Raw genomic sequence first — 22,329 nt, forward strand, 5'->3', positions numbered from 1 at the left:
AGAAAAGGAGAGATTATGTTGAAAAAGTTTTTATCACTAATAGCAGTTCTTGCTCTTGCAGTTCTTGCTGCATGTGGCAACAATGGTGGAAACAGCGAAGGTTCTGGTGAAGGTGAAGATTCGAAGAAAATCGTAGTAGGTGCATCAAACATTCCCCATGCTGAAATTCTTGAAGAAGCTAAGCCGATGTTAGAGGAAAAAGGAATAGAGCTTGAAATTAAAACATTCCAGGATTACATTCTACCTAATAAGACGCTTGCAAATGGTGAATTAGATGCAAACTACTTCCAAACAATACCTTATATGGACTTGCAAATGGAAGAAAACGATAATTATGACTTCGTGAACGCTGGAGGCATTCATATCGAGCCAATCGGTGTTTACTCTCAGGATTACAAGAGCTTAGATGAGCTTCCTGATGGTGCTCAAATCATAATGAGTAACTCTGTTTCTGACCATGGACGTATGCTTTCATTACTTGAAGCACAGGGCCTTATCACATTAAAAGAAGGTGTAAAGGCTTCAGATGCAACAGTTGAAGATATTGCTGAAAACCCTAAGAATATTGATTTCAAAACAGATGTTGAGGCTTCACTGCTTCCACAGATTTACCAGCAAGGTGAAGGTGATGCAGTGATGATCAATACAAACTATGCGATTGATGCAGGACTTAATCCTCAAGAGGATGCCATTGCACTTGAAAATTCAGACTCACCATATGTGAATGTGATTACAGTAAACAAAGGTGACGAAGACAATGAAGCGATCCAGGCGTTAGTAGAAGTTCTTCATTCTGATGAAATTCAAAGCTTTATTGAAGAAGAATACGATGGCGCTGTTGTACCAGTAGACAAATAAGAAAGAAAAAAGGTTCTCCGTCATTTCGCGGAGAACCTTTTTTTACTCATTTTAATGTTGGAAAACTGGCTTCATCGCTTCTTTTAACGTTTTTGCAGAATGGTGCAATTGATCTAGCTCGGTTTGATCAAGGTCAAGTTCAATAATTTCACGAATGCCGTTGTTGTTCACAATTGCGGGAACGCCGATATACAAATCATCTAAACCATACTCGCCTTCAAGTAACGTAGAGATGGTAAGAATAGAGTTTTCATTTCGAATAATCGCTCTTGTTAACCGTACGAGCCCCATTGCGATACCGTAGTATGTTGCTCCCTTACGATTAATGATATGATAAGCCGCATCGCGAACATTGACGAAAAGCGCATCAAGATCTTCTTTAGCCTCTGGTTTATCTTTAATAAGAGACATGATTGGTCGACTACCGATTGTAGCATGACTCCAGACAGGAAGTTCGGTATCACCATGTTCTCCAAGAATATAACCATGTACATTTCTAGAATCTACATTAAAATAGTCACTCAGTAAATAACGGAATCGAGCTGTATCGAGAATCGTACCTGAGCCGATAACCCGTTCTTTAGGCAAGCCTGAGAACTTCCATGTCGCATAAGTAAGCACGTCTACAGGATTCGTTGCAACGATAAAAATACCATCAAATCCGCTTCCCATAACGCTTGAAACGATTGTTTTAAAGATCGCTGTGTTTTTATCAATAAGGTCTAAGCGTGTTTCACCTGGTGCTTGATTTGCACCCGCTGCGATAACGACAATATCTGCGTCTTTGCAATCGGGATAGTCCCCAGCCCAAATTTTCATTGGAGCGCCAAAAGGAAGACCGTGATTTAAGTCTCTTGCTTCCCCTTCCGCTTTTTCTTTATTTACATCGATAAGTACAAGTTCGTTTACTAGTTCTTGATTCAATAACGAGAAGGCATAGCTTGTCCCTACAAATCCAGTGCCAATTAATGCTACGCGCGTTGTTTTTCCTTCATACATCATCTTCACCTCTGCTAGTAGATATTGTCTTCATAAGCATCATACCGTATCCCTTTACTTATTAGTGTGACATACATCACATGTAAACGCACTCATCCAAAAACAATTTAAAGAAAATGATGGATAGCTTTGTTACCCAATTCTCATACTAGTACGGATGATATTGAATAAAGGAGGCCTGTGTCTTGAAACAGGAACAGGAATTTAACAACTTTGCAGAAGCGGCGCTACATGATTATAAAGAAGGATTAGGAATGTTTACAGAGAAAATGCCGCAGTTAGCTAAGAAGTATTCGGCATTTACTGAAGCGTGTTTTAAAGATGGGGAAGTGAGTCAAAAGGAGAAACAAATGATTGCGCTCGGAATATCTATTTTTTCACAAGATGAATATTGCATTATCTACCATACGAAAGGATGTCTTGACCAAGGATGTTCTGAACAAGAAATACTTGAAACGGTAGGAGTGACAGCTGCATTTGGTGGTGGCGCAGCGATGAGCCAAGCCGTTACTCTCGTACAGGAGTGTATGAAGGATTTGAACCAACCGAAGCATTAATGAATTCGTGTTTCTACTATTTAAATAGTGTATTGTGTCGAAGGGGTGAAATAGGGTGGATATGAGAGGAAAAGTAAGAATGAATGTTTTTTAACTATTCAGAACTTCTTTCACCACTCCGGAAACCCCCTCAACCCTTAAAATGCTGTTTGTAGCTACTAATGTAACGTGGTAAAGTAATTTTTGTAAGTAAAACGATATTGAAAGGATTGATTCATTATTAGCCCCATGCGGTTAAACCACACACCTGAAATGGAAAAGGCGATGTACCAGTCTCACGGAGTTGGCTATGCGGAGTATAGTCGTAATTTCAATAAGCGAATGCAAGTCGAGCGAGAGCGTGAGATGGATCACCGTCGGAGTCTCAAAATGGTTAGTGAATTCGACCGTAAACTATCTAGATGAATCAGCATCCAAAATAACCATGATATACGAAAAACCAGTCTTACGACTGGTTTTTTTGTATGAAGATAATCACGTGTATTCGTTGTAGCTGTGGTGATTAAATGGTAGGCTTAGAAAGGTATGCAACGAAAAAATAAACGATTCATTCTCAATTTGAATAGCAAGCTATACCTTGGCTAACGCTATAAAGTATGAGTCTTGCGTTCCTTGATATTAGTTTGGATTTGTTATAAAATAAGAATGAAAATAGATTGAGAATGACTCAGCACACATTCCTTGACATACACCTTATAGGTACTACAATAAGGAAGGAATAGTATAAACGTTATTGGAGGTATTCACAAATGGCAGCATCAACTCTAAAGATTGAGAATCTTCATGTTTCCATTGAGGGAAAAGAGATTATCAAAGGATTGAACCTTGAAATAAATGGTGGAGAAATTCACGCAGTAATGGGGCCGAACGGTACAGGTAAATCTACCCTTGCTTCAGCAATTATGGGCCATCCGAAATACGAAATCACTGAAGGCAGTGTCTTCCTTGATAATGAAGATGTACTTGAAATGGAAGTTGATGAGCGTGCAAAAGCTGGACTCTTCCTTGCAATGCAGTATCCAAGTGAAGTAAGTGGCGTAACAAACGCTGATTTCCTTCGTTCTGCAATCAATGCTCGTCGCGAAGAAGGCGATGAAATTTCTCTAATGAAATTCATCAAAAAGCTAGACGGTAAAATGGCTGAACTTGATATGGGTGAAGAATTTGCACAGCGTTACCTTAACGAAGGTTTCTCTGGTGGTGAAAAGAAACGTAACGAAATTCTTCAGCTTATGATGCTTGAACCAAAAATCGCTGTTCTGGATGAAATTGACTCCGGTCTAGATATCGATGCGCTTAAAGTTGTTTCTAAAGGTGTTAATGCTATGCGCAATGAGAGCTTCGGTTGCTTAATTATCACTCACTATCAGCGTCTATTGAACTACATTACACCTGACAAAGTACACGTTATGATGCAGGGTCGTATTGTGAAATCTGGCGGCGCAGAACTAGCACAGCGTCTTGAAGAAGAAGGTTATGATTGGATTAAAGAAGAACTCGGTATTAAAGACGAAACAGTTGGTCAAGAAGCGTAAGCAGTAAGGAGGATGACAATGTCAGTGGATACGAAAATTGCATTCGATCAAGAATACATTAAAGCTTATTCAGAAAAGCGTCAGGAGCCGAAATGGATGGCTTCCCTTCGTTTAAAGGCGTTAGAGAAGTCAGAAAGTCTTCCAATGCCAAAACCTGATAAAACAAAAATTGATAAGTGGAATTTCACTTCATTTAAACATGATGTAGCAGGAGAAGCGATTTCATCACTTGATGATCTTCCTGAAGATGTGCGCGATCTTGTTGCTAAAGATCAACAGTCAGGGAATCTTCTTGTGCACCGTAACTCAACACCTGTTTTCAGTCAGCTATCGAATGAGCTGAAAGAACAAGGTGTGATTTTCACAGATATTCAAACTGCTCTACAAAATCACGGAGATCTTGTAGAGAAGTATTTCATGAAAGACGTTATGAAGGTTGACGAGAACCGTTTAACGGCCGTTCACGCAGCTCTTCTTAATAGCGGTACTTTCTTATATGTACCTCGCAATGTAGAAGTTGAAGTGCCAATTCAAGCACTATATTGGCAAGAAGACCCTGAAGCTGGGCTATTCAACCACGTGATTATCGTAGCAGAGGACAATAGCTCTGTGACATATGTTGAGAACTTCTTATCTTATAGTCACGATGTGGAGTCTGTTGCAAACATTATTGCTGAAGTTCATGTAGGACAGAATGCCCGCGTTACGTTTGGTTCTGTTGATAACCTTGCAAAAGGTGTCACTACTTACGTAAACCGCCGTGCTAATGTGGCACGCGACGGTAAAGTTGATTGGGCACTTGCTCAAATGAACGATGGTAACACGGTTTCTACAAATACAACGCACCTTATTGGTGATGGTTCTTATGCTGATTCTAAAACCGTAACGATCGGTCGCGGAAGCCAGAGTCAGAACTTCACTAATCAGATTTTCCATCACGGTCAAAACTCTGAGGGTGTTCTTCTCGTGCACGGTGTTCAAAAAGATAGTGCTAGTGCCATCTTTAACGGTGTTACGAAGATTGAACACGGTGCTAAGAAATCAAACGGTGAGCAAACACAGCGTGTTCTTATGATGAATGAGAAAGCGCGTGGGGATGCAAACCCGATCCTTCTTATTGACGAAGATGATGTTATGGCAGGCCACGCTGCATCAGTTGGTAAAGTTGATCCAATTCAGCTTTATTACTTGCAAAGCCGCGGGATTTCCCGTCATGAAGCTGAACGTTTGATCATCCATGGTTTCCTCGCTCCAGTTATTAACGAACTTCCGATCGAAGGCGTTCGTAAACGTGCGGTTGAGGTAACTGAAGGGAAAGTTAATTAAATGATGAATGTCCAGGACATTCGCAAGCAGTTTCCCATTTTACATCAAGAGGTAAATGGGAAACCTCTTGTTTACCTTGATAGTGCAGCAACGTCTCAGAAACCTACTCAAGTAATTGACGCAGTAGAGCGTTACTACAAGGAAATTAACTCAAACGTTCACCGTGGTGTTCATACGCTTGGGACACATGCAACAGATGCTTATGAAGGCGCTCGTGAAAAGGTTCGTGAATTTATTCATGCTTCTTCAACGGAAGAAGTGATTTTTACTCGCGGAACAACCACAGCCCTTAATATGGTCGCTTCAAGCTATGGACGTGCAAATCTTCAAGAAGGTGATGAAGTTGTCATCACACCGATGGAGCATCACAGCAACATTATTCCATGGCAACAGGTTGTAAAAGCAACTGGAGCCACTCTAAAATATATTCCTCTTCAACCAGACGGAACAATTGCGCTGGAAGACGTTGAGAAAACGGTAACAGCAAACACAAAAATTGTTTCTGTTATGCAGGTTTCGAATGTGCTTGGGACAATTAACCCGATTAAAGAGATTGCCGCGATTGCGCACCGAAATGGCGCTGTTATGGTTGTTGATGGGGCTCAAAGCACCCCTCACATGAACATTGATGTTCAGGATCTTGACTGCGATTTCTTTGCATTTTCTGGTCATAAAATGTGCGGACCTACTGGAATAGGCGTCCTTTACGGGAAGAAGAAGCTGCTTGAAAACATGGAGCCGTTTGAATTCGGGGGAGAAATGATTGATTTTGTTGGTCTCTACGATTCGACGTGGAAAGATCTACCTTGGAAATTTGAAGGTGGTACTCCAATCATTGCCGGCGCCGTTGGTCTAGGAGCTGCGATCGATTTCTTAAATGAAATTGGGATGGATAACATTCAGCAGCATGAGACACACCTCGCTAAATATGCCATGGAGCAGCTATCGACGATCGAAGGCGTATCCATTTACGGACCAGAAAAACGTGCTGGAGTTGTCACTTTCAATAGTGATGAAGTACACCCACACGATGTGGCCACCGTACTTGACACAGAAGGCATCGCTGTTCGTGCTGGACACCATTGTGCTCAGCCGCTAATGAAGTGGCTTGAAGTATCGGCTACTGCGCGTGCTAGCTTCTATTTATACAATACTGAAGAAGACGTAGATACTTTTGTAGCCGGATTACGAAAAGCAAAGGAGTTTTTCGGTAATGTCTTTTAATAATCTAGACCAGTTGTACAGACAGGTCATTATGGATCATTATAAAAACCCAAGAAATAAAGGGGAGCTTGAAGAAGGCGACCTTAAGATTAATATGAACAACCCTACATGCGGTGACGCCATTCAGCTTCAGCTGAAAGTAGATGATGGGAAGATTTCGGATGCGAAGTTTATTGGAGAAGGTTGCTCTATAAGCCTGGCATCAGCGTCGATGATGACACAGTCAGTCAAAGGACTTGAAGTTGATCAGGCCTTGAAGCTATCCGGAATTTTCTCTGATATGATGCAGGGGAAAGAATATGAAGAAGAAGATTTCGATCTAGGCGACATTGAAGCACTTCAAGGCGTTTCGAAGTTCCCTGCTCGTATTAAATGTGCAACACTCTCCTGGAAGGCAATGGAGAAGGGTTTCAAGGAACAGGATGAAGCTTAACCCGCTTCCAGGTGTTGTCACCGCTTCTTTTTCATACTAGAATGATGGAAAGAGAACATCAGCCAAACACTGACATGTGTAATGTCAAGGAGGGAAATAGAATGGCTAAAAAAATGCCTGAAGTTGGCGAATACCAATATGGTTTTAGTGATAAAGACGTTTCGATCTTCCGTTCAGAGCGTGGATTAACTCCTGAAATTGTAAAAGAAATTTCTCGCATGAAGGATGAACCACAGTGGATGCTTGATTTCCGCTTGAAATCGCTTGAACATTTCTACAGCATGCCAATGCCTCAATGGGGCGGAAACCTTGCTGATCTAGATTTTGATGAAATTACGTACTACGTAAAGCCTTCTGAGAAGTCCGAAAGATCATGGGATGAAGTACCAGAAGAAATCAAAGCGACATTTGATAAGTTAGGTATCCCTGAAGCTGAGCAAAAATACCTTGCGGGTGTTTCTGCACAGTACGAATCTGAAGTAGTTTACCATAACATGCAAGAAGACCTTGAGAACATGGGGATTGTGTTTAAAGATACAGATACTGCACTTAAAGAGAACGAAGATCTTTTTAAAGAGTATTTTGCGAAAACAATTCCTCCAACGGATAACAAGTTCTCAGCTCTTAACTCTGCTGTATGGTCAGGTGGTTCATTCATCTACGTTCCTAAAGGTGTGAAAGTCGATACGCCTCTACAAGCATACTTCCGAATTAACTCTGAGAACATGGGTCAGTTCGAGCGTACGCTTATCATCGCTGATGAAGGTTCTTCTGTCCATTACGTTGAAGGTTGTACTGCACCGGTTTATACAACTAACTCTCTACACAGTGCTGTAGTTGAGATCATTGTTAAGAAGGATGCATACTGCCGTTATACGACGATTCAGAACTGGGCTAACAACGTGTTTAACCTTGTTACGAAGCGTGCAGTTGCGGAAGAAAATGCTACGATGGAATGGATCGATGGTAACATTGGTTCCAAACTTACAATGAAGTATCCAGCTGTTATCTTAAAGGGTGAAGGCGCTCGTGGTATGACGCTTTCAATCGCTCTTGCTGGTAAAGGACAGCACCAGGATGCTGGCGCTAAGATGATTCATTTAGCACCTAACACTTCTTCGACAATTGTTTCGAAATCTATTTCAAAACAAGGCGGTAAAGTAACGTACCGTGGTATCGTTCACTTTGGCCGCAAAGCGGAAGGTGCTCGCTCAAACGTTGAGTGTGATACGCTTATCATGGATAACGAGTCTACTTCTGATACAATTCCTTACAATGAAATCCTTAACGATAACATTTCACTTGAACACGAAGCGAAAGTATCGAAGGTTTCTGAAGAGCAGCTCTTCTATCTGATGAGCCGTGGCGTATCTGAAGAAGAAGCAACTGAAATGATCGTAATGGGCTTCATCGAGCCATTTACGAAAGAACTTCCTATGGAATATGCGGTTGAAATGAACCGTCTCATTAAATTTGAGATGGAAGGTTCAATCGGTTAAGCTTCCATTTTAAACGAACCGGATCTTCCGGTTCGTTTTTTATATGTGAAAGTGTAAAGGGCGAAATCCTAATTGTTATTTCAAAATAGTATGAGGGATTTTCACTTGCTATTTTCGGGTAATGATATGAGAATAGAGAAAGAGAATCGAGATGAGAGGAAGAATTGCATGATTTACATAGGCGTAACAGGGTGGGGAGACCATGATGATCTTTACCCACCAGGTGTAAAAAGCAATGAAAAACTTTCGATATATGGTTCGCACTTTCCTACTGTTGAAGTTGATTCGTCCTTCTATGCTGTGCAACCAGAACGTAATTTTCAGAAATGGGTAGATGAGACACCAGAAGGGTTTCGGTTTGTCGTTAAGGCTTACCAGGGTATGACTGGCCATCAACGTGGGGATATTCCCTTTGAAACAAGAGATGAAATGTTTCAAGCTTTCAAGGAATCGGTTCGTCCCCTGCGAAATGCAGGAAAGCTTGCGATGGTGCTTTTTCAATTTCCTCCCTGGTTTGATGTGAATAAAGATAATGTTAACATCTTGAGAGACTGTAAACAGCGGATGGGAGATATTCCATGTGCGGTAGAATTTCGACATCAGTCCTGGTATCATGAAGCTTTTCGTGATAAGACGCTCTCATTTCTAGAGGAACAGGGTTTTATCCATACGATTTGCGATGAGCCACAAGCTGGCGAGGGATCGGTTCCTTTAGTGATGGAAACCCTAAATCAGGATCAGGTCCTTGTAAGGTTACATGGTCGAAATACAAATGGATGGACGAATCCAGGTAATCGCCATAACTGGAGGGAAGTTCGGTATTTATATGATTATAATCAAGAAGAACTCTTACAATGGAAGGAACAAATATTAGAATTAGAACGACAATGTAAAAATGTATTTATTTTATTTAATAATAATTCAGGAGGTCATGCTGCTAATAATGCTAAGGAAATGATTCAAATGCTTGATATTGAGTACACGAATTTAAACCCGAAGCAACTTGATCTCTTTGATTTATAAGGAGTAAACCCTATGGTGACGTGGATCTTATTATTTATCATTGGTCTATTAGCAGGTACGATCGGAAGCCTTGTCGGTCTTGGGGGAGGCATTATTATCGTTCCTGTTCTTCTCATTATCGATCAATATACGAACTGGCTCTCTGATTTAACGCCTCAGAAAATTGTAGGTAGCTCGATCGTTGTCCTCGTCGTGATAGGTCTTTCCTCTACACTTGCTTACATGAAAAAGAAAAGCGTTGATTATAAAAGCGGAGCGCTTTTTTTTCTAGGAAGTGGACCAGGGGCTATTCTAGGGGCGTGGCTAAATAAATTTATTCAGGTTGATTATTTTTCCATTTATTTTGGGGTATTTATGGTGCTTGTTTCCATATTATTAATGGTAAGGAACCGTTTACGCCCTATGAAACTAAATGGTCAATTTGAACGAACGTATACGGATCCGAATGGGACTGAGATGAACTATAACTTTTCTGCCGTAGCAGCTGTTATTGTTTCATTTATCGTTGGGGTCATTTCAGGTCTATTCGGAATTGGTGGCGGCTCACTTATGGTTCCTGCCATGATTCTACTATTTGGTTTTCCAACATCGGTTGCTGTTGCAACCTCAATGTTTATGATTTTTCTTTCAAGTATAACGGGTACCCTGACGCATTTAGCACTTGGTAACATTCAGTGGTTTTTACTAATCGGTCTCATTCCAGGTGCGTGGATTGGAGCAAAATGCGGTTCATTTATTAATCAGAAACTTTCGGACAAATCAGTGGTTAGTATTTTACGATGGATGTTAATCATTGTAGGTGTCCGATTAATCTGGCAGGGAACGATGGGATAAGAAAGGAAGAGTGTCTTGACTTCTAGAACATTACAATTTTATTATACAAACGATCTTCACAGTCATTTCGCAAATTGGTCAAAAGTCTCTTCATATTTGAAAGAGAAGAAGCGAATGCATGAGCTTCAAGGGACACCTTATCTCCTTCTTGATTTAGGAGATCACTCTGATAAGGTGCATCCAATGACAGAAGGAACTGTCGGGAAAGGTAACGTTCAGTTACTGAATGAGCTTGAATATGATTATGCCACTATAGGTAACAATGAGGGTATTACCTTTTCAAAAAAAGAACTAGAAGAACTTTATTCAGACGCAAAGTTCGGTGTAATTGTCGCCAATCTCTATCACCAAGATGGTACAAGGCCTTCCTGGGCTGTGCCTTATAAGATCCATGAGTTAAATGGCATTAAAGTAGGAATTATTGGTGTTACCATCCCTTATGAACAATTCTACTCACTACTTGGATGGCAGATAGATTCTCCTTTCCATTTCTTACAGTCCCTCATTGATGAAGTACGCAGTCAATCAGATGTTGTCGTATTGATGTCTCATATGGGCTTAGGTAATGATGAACAGCTAGCAAGGGAAATGAATGGGCTTGACGTTATTATTGGAGCCCATACCCATCATGTGCTGAAGCATGGCATGCTTGTAGAGGATACGCTTATTACTCAGTCTGGTAAAAACGGGAATTACGTTGGAGAAGTTTCGATTTGTTTTGATATGGAAACAAAGAAAGTGATTGAGAAGGAAGCATATGCGATAACCGTCCGGAATCGTAAAGAAGACGAGGAAGCGAAGGCGATGATTCAACAACTAAGTATCGATGCACATAAGATGCTTGAAGAGGTCGTCTGTCGTCTTGAACAGCCTCTTGAATCTGAATGGTTTCAACGCTCGGTTCTAGCTGATGAGTTAGCTGCCGCTCTTAGAGAGTGGTGTGGAGCGGATATTGGCATGATTAACGCTGGTATGTTGCTTGATGGGTTACCAGAAGGAAATGTATCAAGAGAAGATCTTCATCGCATTTGCCCTCATCCTGTTAATCCTTGCAAAGTGGTGTTAAAAGGAAGTGAGTTAAGAGAAATCATCTCTTATTCTATGTCAGATGAAATAGTGAATTTAAGTTTTAAAGGTCTCGGTTTCAGAGGTGAGGTAATGGGGATTATGGCATTTGATGGACTTGAGGTTACCTCTGTCAAAATGGACGACGGCCTCTATCATGTAACAGATGTTTTTCACAACGGAAAGAAGCTTGTTTCTGATGAAGAATATGCTGTTGCTACGGCTGATATGTTCACATTTGGGAAATTCTATCCTCAAATGAAGCATGCTAAAAAGAAATACTTTTTACCTGAAATGCTTCGAGATCTCCTTGCATGGCGTTTAGAAAATAGACATTAAAACTTTCAGCGTTTGATTGTCAAACATGCTCTTTGTCTCATATAGATATAGTGATATTCATTCAGGTCAGGAGGCGGGAATGACGTGATCACTATGTCACCAATCATGATTGACGGTCATCCTTTTACAGCGGTAAGTATGCAGCTTCCGAAAACGAATTTTCTAGCGGTCATGAATGATAATGGGTATATCATGTGCGGCGCACTCGATGTAGCCTTACTTAATGAAAAGTTAAGTGACCGAAAGATTATCGCAGGAAGAGCTGTTGGTGTACGGTCTATTGAACAATTGCTTGATGCACCGCTCGAATCTGTTACGCTTGAAGCAGAAGCGCGAGGCATTACGATTGGAACTAAGGGTAGAGACGCGATGCTTAAGATGATTTGAAGAAAGCCGTAGCACTTGCTACGGCTTTCTTTTCGATTATGACACATCTAGTTGCTTGATTTTGGCTCTTTCTAGGAAATTGTCCATACTTCTCTTCTCCATGGCATATACATGAAGAAGAGAAGGGAGGGTTCACGTTGTTTCGAACTCGTAGAAAATTCTTTAGAAAGGGTCCGCTTCCCTTTCGATATGTTTTTGTCATCTCCTTTATTATTTTTATCTTTACTACGGTTCAAGGATTATGGATTGTTAATAAAGGAATTGAACCAAGCTTAATCAGTATTGCTGAAACAAAAACACGTCAAGTTGCTGCGCAAGCAATAAATGATGCCATTTCAAAGAAGATCGCAGACGGTATTGACGTTGAGAATTTAATTATCGTTCATGGTAATGATTCCGAAAAAGTACCAAGTTATAGCTTTAACTCGCAAGTTTATAATCGATTGATTTCAGAGGCCACAGAACGAGTTCAAACTTACTTAGATTATGTTGAAGCTGGTGATTTAGATAAGCTGGAAACCTTTAAGAATGATATAGATATCGATTACGAAGGTACCGAAAATCAACAAGGAATCGTATACTCCATACCTTTAGGGATGGCTACAAATAATGTTCTTCTCTCAAATTTTGGACCTAGGATTCCAGTGCGGTTTGAAATGATTGGAGATGTGGTTTCTAATATTGATACAAAGGTGAAAGAAACAGGAATTAACAACACGTATCTTGAAGTGTATATCAATATTAAAGTTGAGATGAACGTAATTATTCCTTTCTCTACAAAGAATACTGAGGTTTCGAACTCCGTAAAAATCGGAGATCTATTTATTCAGGGAGACGTTCCTTATTATTATAATGGTGATAATGGAAATGGTGGGAATCCATCGATCGTTTTGCCAAAGCCCGATTAAGACAAGGAACCCATTAATCATCTTTATTGTTTAATGTCGATAGATAAGAAAATGGTTCCTTTATAATAGAAATATCTCTGGAATAATCTACAATTGCACAAACAACGAAAGTAAGGTATACTTTAAAACTGAACTTAATATTGTTCCTTATCTTATACGATGAGGTAGAGGAGCAGATCCTCATGAGTACGTGTTGGGAGAATGACACCAATGATCAGCATCGAAAGGGAGATCTGCCGAAGCATAAATAACGGTCACATTATTTATGTTGGGGCGACATTGAAGAAGTGTCGAACTGTCATTATGAGTCTAACTTGTAATGGAGAACTACTGATCGGGGTGGACACTTAACATTGACTCGGTGAAGCGAGCAATGATAGGACCAATCCTATCATTGCTCGCTTTTTTGCGTTCGAACACGACGAGAAGGCTGAGGGATAGGCGTCCATTCCGGTTATGATGACCAATCATTTATTAGGAGGATATTCATGGAGAATTCAGTTCTATCCATTATTCCACCACTCGTAGCTTTGCTAATGGTAGTGGTGACTAGAAAAGTGCTTCCTTCTCTAGGAGTAGGCATTATTCTTGGTGCGCTAATGATCAACAATTGGAGTGTACCAAATTCATTAGAAGAAATTTATACAATCGTAAAAGGGATCTTCATTGATTCCGAGAGCGGTGGTTTAAATACTTGGAACATGTACATTATTTTCTTCCTACTTTTATTAGGTATGATGACGGCCTTTATTTCGATCTCAGGTGGAAGTCGCGCATTTGGCGAGTGGGCCATGAAACGTGTGAAAACAAGAGTAGGCGCCCAGATTGTCACAGCGGTATTTGGTATTATTATTTTTATTGATGATTACTTTAATTCGCTCGCAGTTGGAAACGTTAGTAGACCGATTACGGACAGGCACAATGTTTCAAGGGCAAAGCTTGCCTATATCATTGATTCAACTGCAGCACCAATGTGTATTATTTCCCCTATTTCAAGCTGGGGTGCTTATATCATCGCGTTAATTGGTGGTGTATTAGCAACGCATAGCATTACAGGTGTTGGCGCGTTAGAAGCTTTTATCAGAATGATTCCAATGAATTTGTATGCTCTCTTCGCACTGGCGATGGTGTTCTTTGTTAGTTATTTTGACATTAATCTTAAGGCGATGAGAGTACATGAAGACCGTGCACAGAAAACAGGAGAAGTGCTTGATCCGAATCAAGGTGCCGTACCTGGTCAAACATCTGGACTACCTGAAAGTGAGAAGGGGAAAGTAGCTGATCTTGCATGGCCCATTATTATGCTAATTGCTGGTACTGTGACGTTTATGATCATCACAGGAATCCAGGCTGTTAGCGGAACGGATACAGCCGTGACAGCTTTGTCTGTCTTTGAAAATACAGACGTTGCTGCTTCTCTCCTTTATGGTGGAATTATTGGACTTATAACTTCTCTCCTCTTCTTCTTTCCAAAAAGAATGGGTGGATCGGTTCTTGGAAAAGGAATTTGGGAAGGCATTAAATCAATGCTTCCAGCCGTATACATTCTTTTCTTTGCATGGACATTGATTGAAATTATCGGCTCACTAGGGACTGGTAAGTATCTTGCAGGACTTGTTAATGACCACATCGTGATTGGCTTCTTACCAGCTATTTTGTTCCTACTTGCAGGTGTTATGGCGTTTGCAACGGGGACTTCGTGGGGAACATTTGGCATTATGCTTCCGATCGCAGGAGAGATTGCCGCTGCTACGGATCCTACCTATATGCTTCCTGTACTTGCCGCTGTTCTTGCAGGAGCTGTATTTGGAGATCACTGCTCACCAATTTCGGATACAACGATTCTTTCTTCCACAGGCGCAGGTAGTCACCATATCGATCATGTGATGACCCAGTTGCCTTATGCATTGCTCGTTGCAGGTATTTCGTTACTAGGATATTTGGTTCTTGGCTTTACTGGTAGTTCCATTCTTGGTCTTGTGGCAACAGCGATTCTATTCGGATTATTAATTTTCATGCTAAAAGGAAAATATGCCAACAGACCAGTTGAAATGGCAAATCATTAATCAAACAGGAGGATATTCCTCCTGTTTTTTTATGTATTTTCACAAAAAAGGAGAGATTTATATAGAAAATTGAACGATTCATACGAAAAATGTAAAAAGATTGTTTTGACAAGGACATACGTACTAGATATACTATAAACAAAATAATCTGAATTTACTTAAAAGTCTTAACCTTTTTCTGGAAGGGGGCTTATGGTGAAAAAGGTTAACATTTGTCTAAGGGGGTAATTTATTTGGAAAATCGTGCGCAATGGGGGACAAGGGCTGGTTTTATATTAGCCGCAGTTGGTTCAGCAATAGGTCTAGGGAACATTTGGAGATTTCCAGCCGTAGCCTATGACAATGGTGGTGGGGCATTTTTTATTCCTTATTTATTTGCATTATTAACAGCCGGAATCCCAATTCTTATTCTTGAATTTACATTGGGTCATAAATTCCGTGGATCCGCACCACTTTCATTCTTTAGAATGAATAAGAAGATGGAATGGCTAGGGTGGTGGGGCGTTATCGTTGCATTCGTCATCTCCACATACTACGCGGTAATTATTGCGTGGGCCATCTCTTATAGCTATTTTGCATTTAATCAAAGTTGGGGTTCTGATACAGAAGCATTCCTCTTCAATGATTATTTGAAATTAACGGTTGATCCTGGACAAACAGGTAGTATCGTACCAGGCGTATTTCTCCCATTAATTGCAGTATGGATTATTACACTTGGTGTTCTTCTTGCAGGTGTTAAAAAGGGAATTGAGCGTGCTAATAAAATTTTCATTCCTACATTAATTGTTCTTTTCTTAATCATTGTGATTCGAGCAGTGACACTGCCTGGTGCTGCTGAAGGTCTAAATGCATTCTTTACACCGAATTTTGACAGCATTACTTCAGGAAGTGTTTGGGTTGCTGCATACGGACAAATTTTCTTCAGTTTATCCATTGCTTTTGCTATTATGATTACTTATTCTAGTTACTTACCTAAGAAATCAGATATTACGAATAACGCGTTTATTACTGGTTTTGGTAACTCGGCGTTTGAGCTTCTAGCAGGTATTGGGGTATTCTCAGCGCTTGGATTTATGGCTCAGCAGCAGGGGCTTAGCGTTGGCGAAGTAGTGAGCGGTGGCGTAGGACTAGCCTTCGTTGTCTTCCCTCAAATTATCAATGAGTTCCCAGCTTTGAACGGGTTGTTCGGATTCTTATTCTTTGCTTCACTTGTACTTGCAGGTTTGTCTTCACTCATTTCCATTTCAGAAACATATGTTGCAGGTGTTTCTGAGAAGTTCGGAATTTCTCGTACGAAAGCTGTTCTAATTGGTGGAGGGATTTCCTCTATTATCTCGATTCTGTTTGCAACGCAAGGCGGATTGTTCTTCCTTGACGCAGCTGACTACTTTATTAACCAGTTCGGAATTGCCTTTGTAGGACTAGTGGAAGTCGTTGTTGTAGCATGGGTACTTCGTGAGCTTAATACGCTTGAGTCACATGCAAACGGCATTTCAGACATTTCACTGAAGTACTGGTGGAAAGCTTGTCTTGGAGTCATTACTCCTCTCGTACTTGGTTATATGATGTTCGATCTCTTTAAGACAAATCTTCTTCGTCAGTTTGATACACCGACTGGGAACTATGAAGGCTACTCAAACGGCTTTATTCTTTATAGTGGCTGGGCTGTCGCAGGATTCGCCCTTCTGGTTGGAATTCTATTCAGCCTAAAGAAATGGGACGCGAAAGCTGAACAGCAAAAGTATAAGGAGGTAAGCTAATATGGGTGGTAGCGCGATTTTCATGATGGTAGTTGGAATGGTTATTATATGGGGTGGTCTTGCGGCTAGCATTTTGAATGCTGTAAGAGTATCAAAGAAACAATAGAACATAAAAAGAAGAACTAGCGAGCTAGTTCTTCTTTTTTGCTTACTTTTTGTTGCGTATTCGTTCCTGTCGTTCCCAGAGCCTCAACGAAGGATAGGGGTCATACGACCATTCTGTTCTTCCGTTGTCTTTATAGATGCCATAGTGAAGATGTGGCGGGAACTTTCCAGCCGTTCCTTTTGGTCCATATCCAGAGCTACCAACATACCCAATGATTTCACCTGGCTGTACAACATGACCTTTCTCAATGCCTTTTTCAAAACCATTTAGGTGAGCATAGTAGTGGTAATTGCCATCGATATCCCGAATCCCGATCCGCCAACCGCCATATTCATTCCATCCCTTCGTCTCGACCGTTCCGTAACTTGTCGCTTTCACTCCAACACCATAAGAAGCGAAAATATCCGTTCCTTCGTGAATTCGAAGTCCGCCCCAGCCACGTCGATCGCCCCATGTGCTTCGGTAACTATAGTTTGCGTGAAGAGGCACGGGAAAAGCATGCTTATCGAGTTTAAGCGTTTTGAATGTATGATAAACAGCACTATTACTTGTAATCGTCCTTACTGCCTGGTCACGATGATAATAATCCCAAAGACCAATTTGAATATCTTCTAAAGAACTTCCATACTGTTGTATGAAAGACCCAATTGTATAAAGTAGATCTTCGTCATTAGTACGCTCGGCTTTGCCATCTCCATTGCCATCGAGGCCAATTCCATTAAAGAACGATATCGAGATAGGATCATGATCTTCTTTATTTGGATTCGTACCTCCAGACCATTTCTCAGGCGTAATATAGATAGCTATTGCACCTTTTTCACGAGGAATATCTTTTTGTGAGCGCCTAATGCTTCGTTCATATTGATCAATACCAGCATAGATGTACCAGGGGACCTGTGTGACGGCTTCCATCTTATGAAATAACATCTTCCGTTCGCTTCTTAGTTTATCTTCGTCTATATCAGCACCTCGAACGTTTATAGGGATGAGGAAGAAAAGAATAAGGATAAGAAAACTATATTTTCTCAAGTGTTTCTTCTCCTTTCGTAATTTGTCATTACCCTTAGTTTGGTTTTCCGTGCGTAAATCATTAGAACTAAATAATGGAAGGTCTAAAGTCTTAATCCTCAATAGATTCACACTTTTTATAGAAATGAATGAGTTACCTATGGTATTCTTTATTACAGAAAAGTAATAGGTGAGGTGAGTGTAGTGAGTAAGAAAGAAGAATATTTAAGAAAACCAGAGTGGTTGAAAATAAAACTAAATACAAACGAAAATTATAAAGGCTTAAAAAAGATGATGCGCGAGAAAAAGTTACATACGGTCTGTGAGGAAGCGCGTTGTCCGAATATCCATGAATGTTGGGCTGTTCGTAAGACGGCAACCTTTATGATTCTTGGTGATGTTTGTACTCGTGCATGCCGTTTCTGTGCAGTAAAAACTGGTCTTCCAACTGAGCTTGATTGGGCAGAGCCTGAACGCGTTGCGGATTCCGTTGAACAGATGGGACTAAAACACGTGGTCATTACCGCTGTAGCACGAGATGATTTAAAAGATGGTGGTGCGGCTGTTTTTGCTGAAACCGTACGTGCTATTCGTCGTAAAAATCCGTTCTGTTCGATCGAAGTTCTTCCATCAGACATGGGTGGCCAATATGAAGCGCTTGAAACACTCATGGATGCGAAACCGGATATTATGAACCACAATATCGAAACAGTGGAGCGCCTAACGCCAAGAGTGAGAGCACGCGCAAAATATCGTCGTACACTAGAGTTTCTTCAGCGTGCAAAAGAAATGAATCCTGAGATTCCGACTAAATCCAGCATCATGCTAGGATTAGGTGAAACAAAAGAGGAAATCATTCAAACACTTGATGATCTTCGTGCACATGATGTTGATATTGTTACACTTGGACAATACTTACAACCATCGAAAAAGCATTTAAAAGTAGAAAAATACTGGACGCCTCAAGAGTTTCTTGAGCTAAAAGATATCGCACTGGAAAAAGGCTTTAAACACTGTGAATCTGGTCCAATGGTTCGTTCGTCTTATCATGCTGACGAGCAAGTAAATGCAGCCAAGCAAGCTTCGAAGTAATGGATAAGTAATTAGAAAGATAAAAAATCGGCCTTTATCGGGCCGATTTTTTTACTTCGACATCATTTCTTTTCCATCTGTATCATTTAAGTCTTCATTCATTTCGCCCTTCATCTCACCGTTCTCATTCTCTCCATCACTTACTTTTTTCCCTTGTGGCGCTTTCTTCATTTTGGCAATCGTTTCTTCTATGCTCTTCTCGAGTTCTCCATTTGCAGTGGAGGCATTTTGATATCGCTCGACCTCAGCAATCATTCCTTCTTCGTCAGAAACATAGACGTGATAATATCTTGGAATGACAGAAAGAGCCGTTTTCTTTACTTGATCCGCAGTGGCATCACGATCTTTTGTTGTTGTTTTATAGCCAATGAGAACTTCTTCATCTGTTACTAGCGTTGCGACATCATTGACATAAGGTAAAACAATTGCCATTGAACCGATCATATCTGACATACGATCACGATCAAGGTAGGCAATGTTCTCGGGTTGTTTTTGAGAATTCATGTTGTTTGTATTTCGTGTATGACGCACATATCCAAAGCCACCCTTTTTGGACTTTTCCTGAGAGTTAGCGGTGTTCATACCGTAATCATCGGGATCCGTTTTAACAGGTGTTAAATCTGCGTGGTCAAAGGAATCTGTTGCATTTTCTCCCTGGCATGCCCCAAGTCCTAATACGAGTGGCAGTATGAGCAGAATTTGTTTTTTCAATAACCTTCACCTCCATACTGTTATCATGACCGAACTCTGTTCCTTTTTTACTGGTATTACTTGGACAAATCGAATAAAAAAGGTATCATAAGACTAATGAGCCCATTTTGAAATGAGGGATAAAGAATGATAAAAGTAAATCAACATACGTTTGAGTTGATGAAGGATGAAAGAGAAGGTTGGAACGAAGAAGCTTTTCTTGCTCGATATAGTGAGATTCTGGATAAATATGATTACATTGTTGGGGATTGGGGATATGGTCAGCTTAGATTAAAAGGATTCTTTGAGGACCGTAACCAAAAAGCAACTTTCGATACAAAATTCAGCACGGTGCTTGATTATTTATATGAATACTGCAACTTCGGCTGCCCTTATTTTGTATTAAAGAAGCAGAAGAAGGAAAAACCGAAGAAACAACAACAAGAAGCATAAGCCCTAAGGGCTTATGCTTTGTATGGTTTTTCGGAGTCTTTTTTTGGATCATCATGTGGTGGATGTGAGCTAGGGTCCTGACGAGGTAAATGTTGGTGAAGATTTTTATTTTCGTAATTAAATGCACTATAGGAACGCTGCCCTTCTCGCCAAGGTGAGGTTTTACCGAGCTTTTTATTCACCGGTGAACCGTATGGACCTTCTGGCGTATCTTCAGGGAGGACGTAATTTCGCCCTTTCTCTACGTTAGCAAAGTCTTGATAATCTTCTTCATCAAACATGAATAAACACCACCTTTAGGAGGTAGTGTATTCATTGTCTGATAAAATATTAGTGACTTAAGACTTCTCTCAAGAAGTTGCGAAGTTCTTCAGCATCTTCCTCATTGAGAGAGTAGGCATGCTCGAGATTTCCAGGCTCATTTAGATCATCGTGGCCGATAATTGCAAATTTGCCTCCTTGAATATCGAGGACTAACGATTTTCCATAAAAGCGATCTGATTTTACAATACAAAGGTCAAACCGATGATTGCTTCCCATAAAGCAGACGAACCTGGCTTCAGTGGCCTCCTGTTCGTCGTAGATGAGTCGTTCATCTTCCATCATAGCACCCTCCTTTTCTAGTTAACGCTATCATACCATCTTATGAGGCGTTCTCATACAAGCTTTCATTAGAAAATGTAAGCCGTTGCATTTTAAGATATGATAAAATGTAGAGAAGTATTTAATACCGTTTTAGAAAATGGTGATTGAATCATAAGTGTTAGAGGTAGGTGCATGAGTATGTATTTTGTGGATCGTAAGAAAATAGAAGAACAGCTGGTTTATTTCGATAAAATGATTGTTCTCATGAAGGAAAGTTCTTTTCAAACAGAACTTCATTTTCTCGGATTAGAGCGAATTCATCACGTTGTCATTGAGAGCATGATTGACGTAGGGAACAGCATCATTGATGGATTCATTATGCGAGATCCCGGGAGCTATGAAGATATTATTGAAATCCTAGCTGATGAAAAAGTAATTTCAACTGAAAATACTATTATGTTAAAAGAAGTCGTGGGCATGAGAAAACCACTAATGCAGCAATATGTTATGCTTGATCATGAAGCATTGGAGCAAAATCTTCGGAAAAACCTCAGTGCACTAGAGCAGTTTCCTACTGATATAAGAACATACTTAAATCAAGAATTAGGGGCTGTTTCAGCTTTTCTTCCAGATAATGAAGATTGATGTTAAGGTAAACACACATTGTAAAGAAAGTAAGGTGTTTTTGATGAAAAGAGTAAGAAACGATCAGCTGACATTTTTTATTCAAAAACCCGAATATATGAACCGCTTTCATTAATGAAAGCGGTTTTCTTATGGATTGGATAAGGAGGATAATAAGTACATGAAAAACTATAAAGGCTATTTAATTGATCTAGATGGTACAATGTATCGAGGCACTGAAAAAATTCACGAAGCAGTCGAGTTTGTGAAGCGTTTAAAGGAAGCAAATATTCCCTATTTATTTGTGACGAACAATTCATCAAAACGGAAAGAACAAGTTTCTGAAAAGCTAGAGGCGTTTGGTGTACCATGTACGCCAAATCACGTGTTTACAACAAGCATGGCAACAGCAAGTTATATCTCTAATGAAAAGCAAGATGCATCGGTTTATGTGATTGGAGAAGAAGGCATTCGCGATGCCTTAACGGATGAAGGTTTAATGATTCAAGACGACAATCCAGACTATGTTGTCGTTGGGATTGACCGCTCGATCACATACGAGAAATTTGCGAAGGCGTGCATTGCCGTTCGAAACGGAGCTACTTTTATATCGACAAACGGAGATATTGCGATTCCAACAGAACGAGGATTGTTACCCGGTAATGGTTCATTGACGGCAGTGGTGTCTGTTTCAACGGAAGTAGACCCTATTTTTATTGGGAAGCCTGAACCGATTATTATGGAACAAGCTCTTGCTCAACTTGGAACACCGAAAGAAGGGACGTTGATGGTTGGGGATAATTATCGCACCGATATTCTTGCAGGTATCAATGCCGGTTTGGATACATTGCTTGTTCATACAGGCGTAACAACGAAAGAGCACTTGTTATCAGTCGAAAAGCAACCCGAGTATACGGCTCTTACGCTAGATGAATGGCAAATATAAAAACGCCCATTG

Annotated in this window: 24 protein-coding genes and 1 riboswitch; of the genes, 19 read left to right on the top strand and 5 right to left on the bottom strand. The window is 40.4% G+C overall.

Annotated elements, in window-relative coordinates:
- Positions 1-18: 18 nt before the first annotated feature.
- Positions 19-858: a MetQ/NlpA family ABC transporter substrate-binding protein gene (locus IQ283_RS04715; protein WP_276511796.1), complete on the top strand. Its 840-nt coding sequence runs from the start codon at positions 19-21 to the stop codon at positions 856-858.
- A 51-nt stretch (positions 859-909) separates the two neighbouring features.
- Here the strand turns inward: IQ283_RS04715 and IQ283_RS04720 are convergent, their stop codons facing one another.
- The gene (locus tag IQ283_RS04720; protein WP_194219603.1) at positions 910-1,860 is read right to left on the bottom strand and encodes an L-lactate dehydrogenase; all 951 of its coding nucleotides are present in this window, start codon (positions 1,858-1,860) and stop codon (positions 910-912) included.
- Positions 1,861-2,111: 251 nt separating this feature from the next.
- Between IQ283_RS04720 and IQ283_RS04725 the strand changes: the two genes are divergently transcribed.
- The 14 genes from IQ283_RS04725 (at position 2,112) to IQ283_RS04795 (ending at position 16,919) form a co-directional block, all read left to right on the top strand.
- Positions 2,112-2,414: a carboxymuconolactone decarboxylase family protein gene (locus IQ283_RS04725; protein WP_194219604.1), complete on the top strand. Its 303-nt coding sequence runs from the start codon at positions 2,112-2,114 to the stop codon at positions 2,412-2,414.
- A 749-nt stretch (positions 2,415-3,163) separates the two neighbouring features.
- On the top strand, positions 3,164-3,949 hold the full coding sequence (gene sufC / locus IQ283_RS04735; protein ID WP_194218980.1) for a Fe-S cluster assembly ATPase SufC: 786 nt from the start codon (positions 3,164-3,166) through the stop codon (positions 3,947-3,949).
- A gap of 18 nt (positions 3,950-3,967) precedes the next feature.
- The gene (sufD, locus tag IQ283_RS04740; RefSeq protein ID WP_194218981.1) at positions 3,968-5,275 is read left to right on the top strand and encodes a Fe-S cluster assembly protein SufD; all 1,308 of its coding nucleotides are present in this window, start codon (positions 3,968-3,970) and stop codon (positions 5,273-5,275) included.
- A 3-nt stretch (positions 5,276-5,278) separates the two neighbouring features.
- Positions 5,279-6,499: a cysteine desulfurase gene (locus tag IQ283_RS04745; RefSeq protein WP_194219605.1), complete on the top strand. Its 1,221-nt coding sequence runs from the start codon at positions 5,279-5,281 to the stop codon at positions 6,497-6,499.
- The gene (sufU, locus tag IQ283_RS04750; RefSeq protein WP_194218982.1) at positions 6,489-6,932 is read left to right on the top strand and encodes a Fe-S cluster assembly sulfur transfer protein SufU; all 444 of its coding nucleotides are present in this window, start codon (positions 6,489-6,491) and stop codon (positions 6,930-6,932) included. The genes IQ283_RS04745 and sufU overlap by 11 nt, the downstream gene beginning before the upstream one ends.
- Positions 6,933-7,033: 101 nt before the next feature.
- Complete coding sequence (gene sufB, locus IQ283_RS04755) at positions 7,034-8,431, top strand: Fe-S cluster assembly protein SufB (RefSeq protein ID WP_194218983.1); 1,398 nt, start codon at positions 7,034-7,036, stop codon at positions 8,429-8,431.
- A gap of 168 nt (positions 8,432-8,599) precedes the next feature.
- Positions 8,600-9,454 carry a DUF72 domain-containing protein gene (locus tag IQ283_RS04760; RefSeq protein WP_194218984.1) on the top strand — a complete coding sequence of 285 codons (855 nt, stop codon included), beginning with the start codon at positions 8,600-8,602 and terminating at the stop codon, positions 9,452-9,454.
- 15 nt (positions 9,455-9,469) lie between these two features.
- Positions 9,470-10,288, top strand: a complete 819-nt coding sequence (locus IQ283_RS04765; RefSeq protein WP_194219606.1) for a sulfite exporter TauE/SafE family protein — start codon at positions 9,470-9,472, stop codon at positions 10,286-10,288.
- 15 nt (positions 10,289-10,303) lie between these two features.
- Entirely contained in the window at positions 10,304-11,692 is a 1,389-nt protein-coding gene (locus IQ283_RS04770; RefSeq protein ID WP_194218985.1) for a bifunctional metallophosphatase/5'-nucleotidase, read from the top strand.
- 93 nt (positions 11,693-11,785) lie between these two features.
- Positions 11,786-12,079 carry a YunC family protein gene (locus IQ283_RS04775; RefSeq protein WP_408962577.1) on the top strand — a complete coding sequence of 98 codons (294 nt, stop codon included), beginning with the start codon at positions 11,786-11,788 and terminating at the stop codon, positions 12,077-12,079.
- A 137-nt stretch (positions 12,080-12,216) separates the two neighbouring features.
- Positions 12,217-12,987, top strand: coding sequence for a sporulation protein YunB (yunB, locus tag IQ283_RS04780; RefSeq protein WP_194218987.1), 771 nt, complete (start codon positions 12,217-12,219; stop codon positions 12,985-12,987).
- Positions 12,988-13,144: 157 nt separating this feature from the next.
- A riboswitch (Lysine riboswitch) is annotated at positions 13,145-13,325 on the top strand.
- Between the two features lie 150 nt (positions 13,326-13,475).
- On the top strand, positions 13,476-15,053 hold the full coding sequence (locus tag IQ283_RS04785) for a Na+/H+ antiporter NhaC family protein (protein WP_194218988.1): 1,578 nt from the start codon (positions 13,476-13,478) through the stop codon (positions 15,051-15,053).
- A gap of 233 nt (positions 15,054-15,286) precedes the next feature.
- Positions 15,287-16,813, top strand: coding sequence for a sodium-dependent transporter (locus tag IQ283_RS04790; protein ID WP_194218989.1), 1,527 nt, complete (start codon positions 15,287-15,289; stop codon positions 16,811-16,813).
- 1 nt (position 16,814) lies between these two features.
- Positions 16,815-16,919 carry a methionine/alanine import family NSS transporter small subunit gene (locus IQ283_RS04795; protein WP_194218990.1) on the top strand — a complete coding sequence of 35 codons (105 nt, stop codon included), beginning with the start codon at positions 16,815-16,817 and terminating at the stop codon, positions 16,917-16,919.
- A 42-nt stretch (positions 16,920-16,961) separates the two neighbouring features.
- Here the strand turns inward: IQ283_RS04795 and IQ283_RS04800 are convergent, their stop codons facing one another.
- On the bottom strand, positions 16,962-17,948 hold the full coding sequence (locus tag IQ283_RS04800) for a M23 family metallopeptidase (protein ID WP_276511797.1): 987 nt from the start codon (positions 17,946-17,948) through the stop codon (positions 16,962-16,964).
- Between the two features lie 183 nt (positions 17,949-18,131).
- Here IQ283_RS04800 and lipA point away from each other — a divergent pair, with 183 nt between their 5' ends.
- Complete coding sequence (gene lipA / locus IQ283_RS04805; protein ID WP_194218991.1) at positions 18,132-19,019, top strand: lipoyl synthase; 888 nt, start codon at positions 18,132-18,134, stop codon at positions 19,017-19,019.
- Positions 19,020-19,070: 51 nt separating this feature from the next.
- On the opposite strand, the gene IQ283_RS04810 is transcribed toward lipA, so the two are convergent.
- Positions 19,071-19,730, bottom strand: coding sequence for a YhcN/YlaJ family sporulation lipoprotein (locus IQ283_RS04810; RefSeq protein WP_194218992.1), 660 nt, complete (start codon positions 19,728-19,730; stop codon positions 19,071-19,073).
- 126 nt (positions 19,731-19,856) lie between these two features.
- On the opposite strand from IQ283_RS04810, the gene IQ283_RS04815 reads away from it, so the two are divergent.
- Positions 19,857-20,162, top strand: a complete 306-nt coding sequence (locus tag IQ283_RS04815) for a YutD family protein (RefSeq protein ID WP_194218993.1) — start codon at positions 19,857-19,859, stop codon at positions 20,160-20,162.
- Between the two features lie 11 nt (positions 20,163-20,173).
- Here the strand turns inward: IQ283_RS04815 and IQ283_RS04820 are convergent, their stop codons facing one another.
- Positions 20,174-20,443, bottom strand: a complete 270-nt coding sequence (locus IQ283_RS04820) for a hypothetical protein (protein WP_194218994.1) — start codon at positions 20,441-20,443, stop codon at positions 20,174-20,176.
- A 49-nt stretch (positions 20,444-20,492) separates the two neighbouring features.
- Positions 20,493-20,765, bottom strand: a complete 273-nt coding sequence (locus IQ283_RS04825) for a DUF3055 domain-containing protein (protein ID WP_098444844.1) — start codon at positions 20,763-20,765, stop codon at positions 20,493-20,495.
- 180 nt (positions 20,766-20,945) lie between these two features.
- Between IQ283_RS04825 and IQ283_RS04830 the strand changes: the two genes are divergently transcribed.
- Positions 20,946-21,392 carry a DUF86 domain-containing protein gene (locus IQ283_RS04830; RefSeq protein ID WP_194219608.1) on the top strand — a complete coding sequence of 149 codons (447 nt, stop codon included), beginning with the start codon at positions 20,946-20,948 and terminating at the stop codon, positions 21,390-21,392.
- 160 nt (positions 21,393-21,552) lie between these two features.
- Positions 21,553-22,317: a TIGR01457 family HAD-type hydrolase gene (locus IQ283_RS04835; RefSeq protein ID WP_194218995.1), complete on the top strand. Its 765-nt coding sequence runs from the start codon at positions 21,553-21,555 to the stop codon at positions 22,315-22,317.
- Positions 22,318-22,329: the final 12 nt, after the last annotated feature.

Source organism: Pseudalkalibacillus hwajinpoensis (assembly GCF_015234585.1).
Classification (GTDB): Bacteria; Bacillota; Bacilli; order Bacillales; family Guptibacillaceae; genus Guptibacillus; species Guptibacillus hwajinpoensis_B.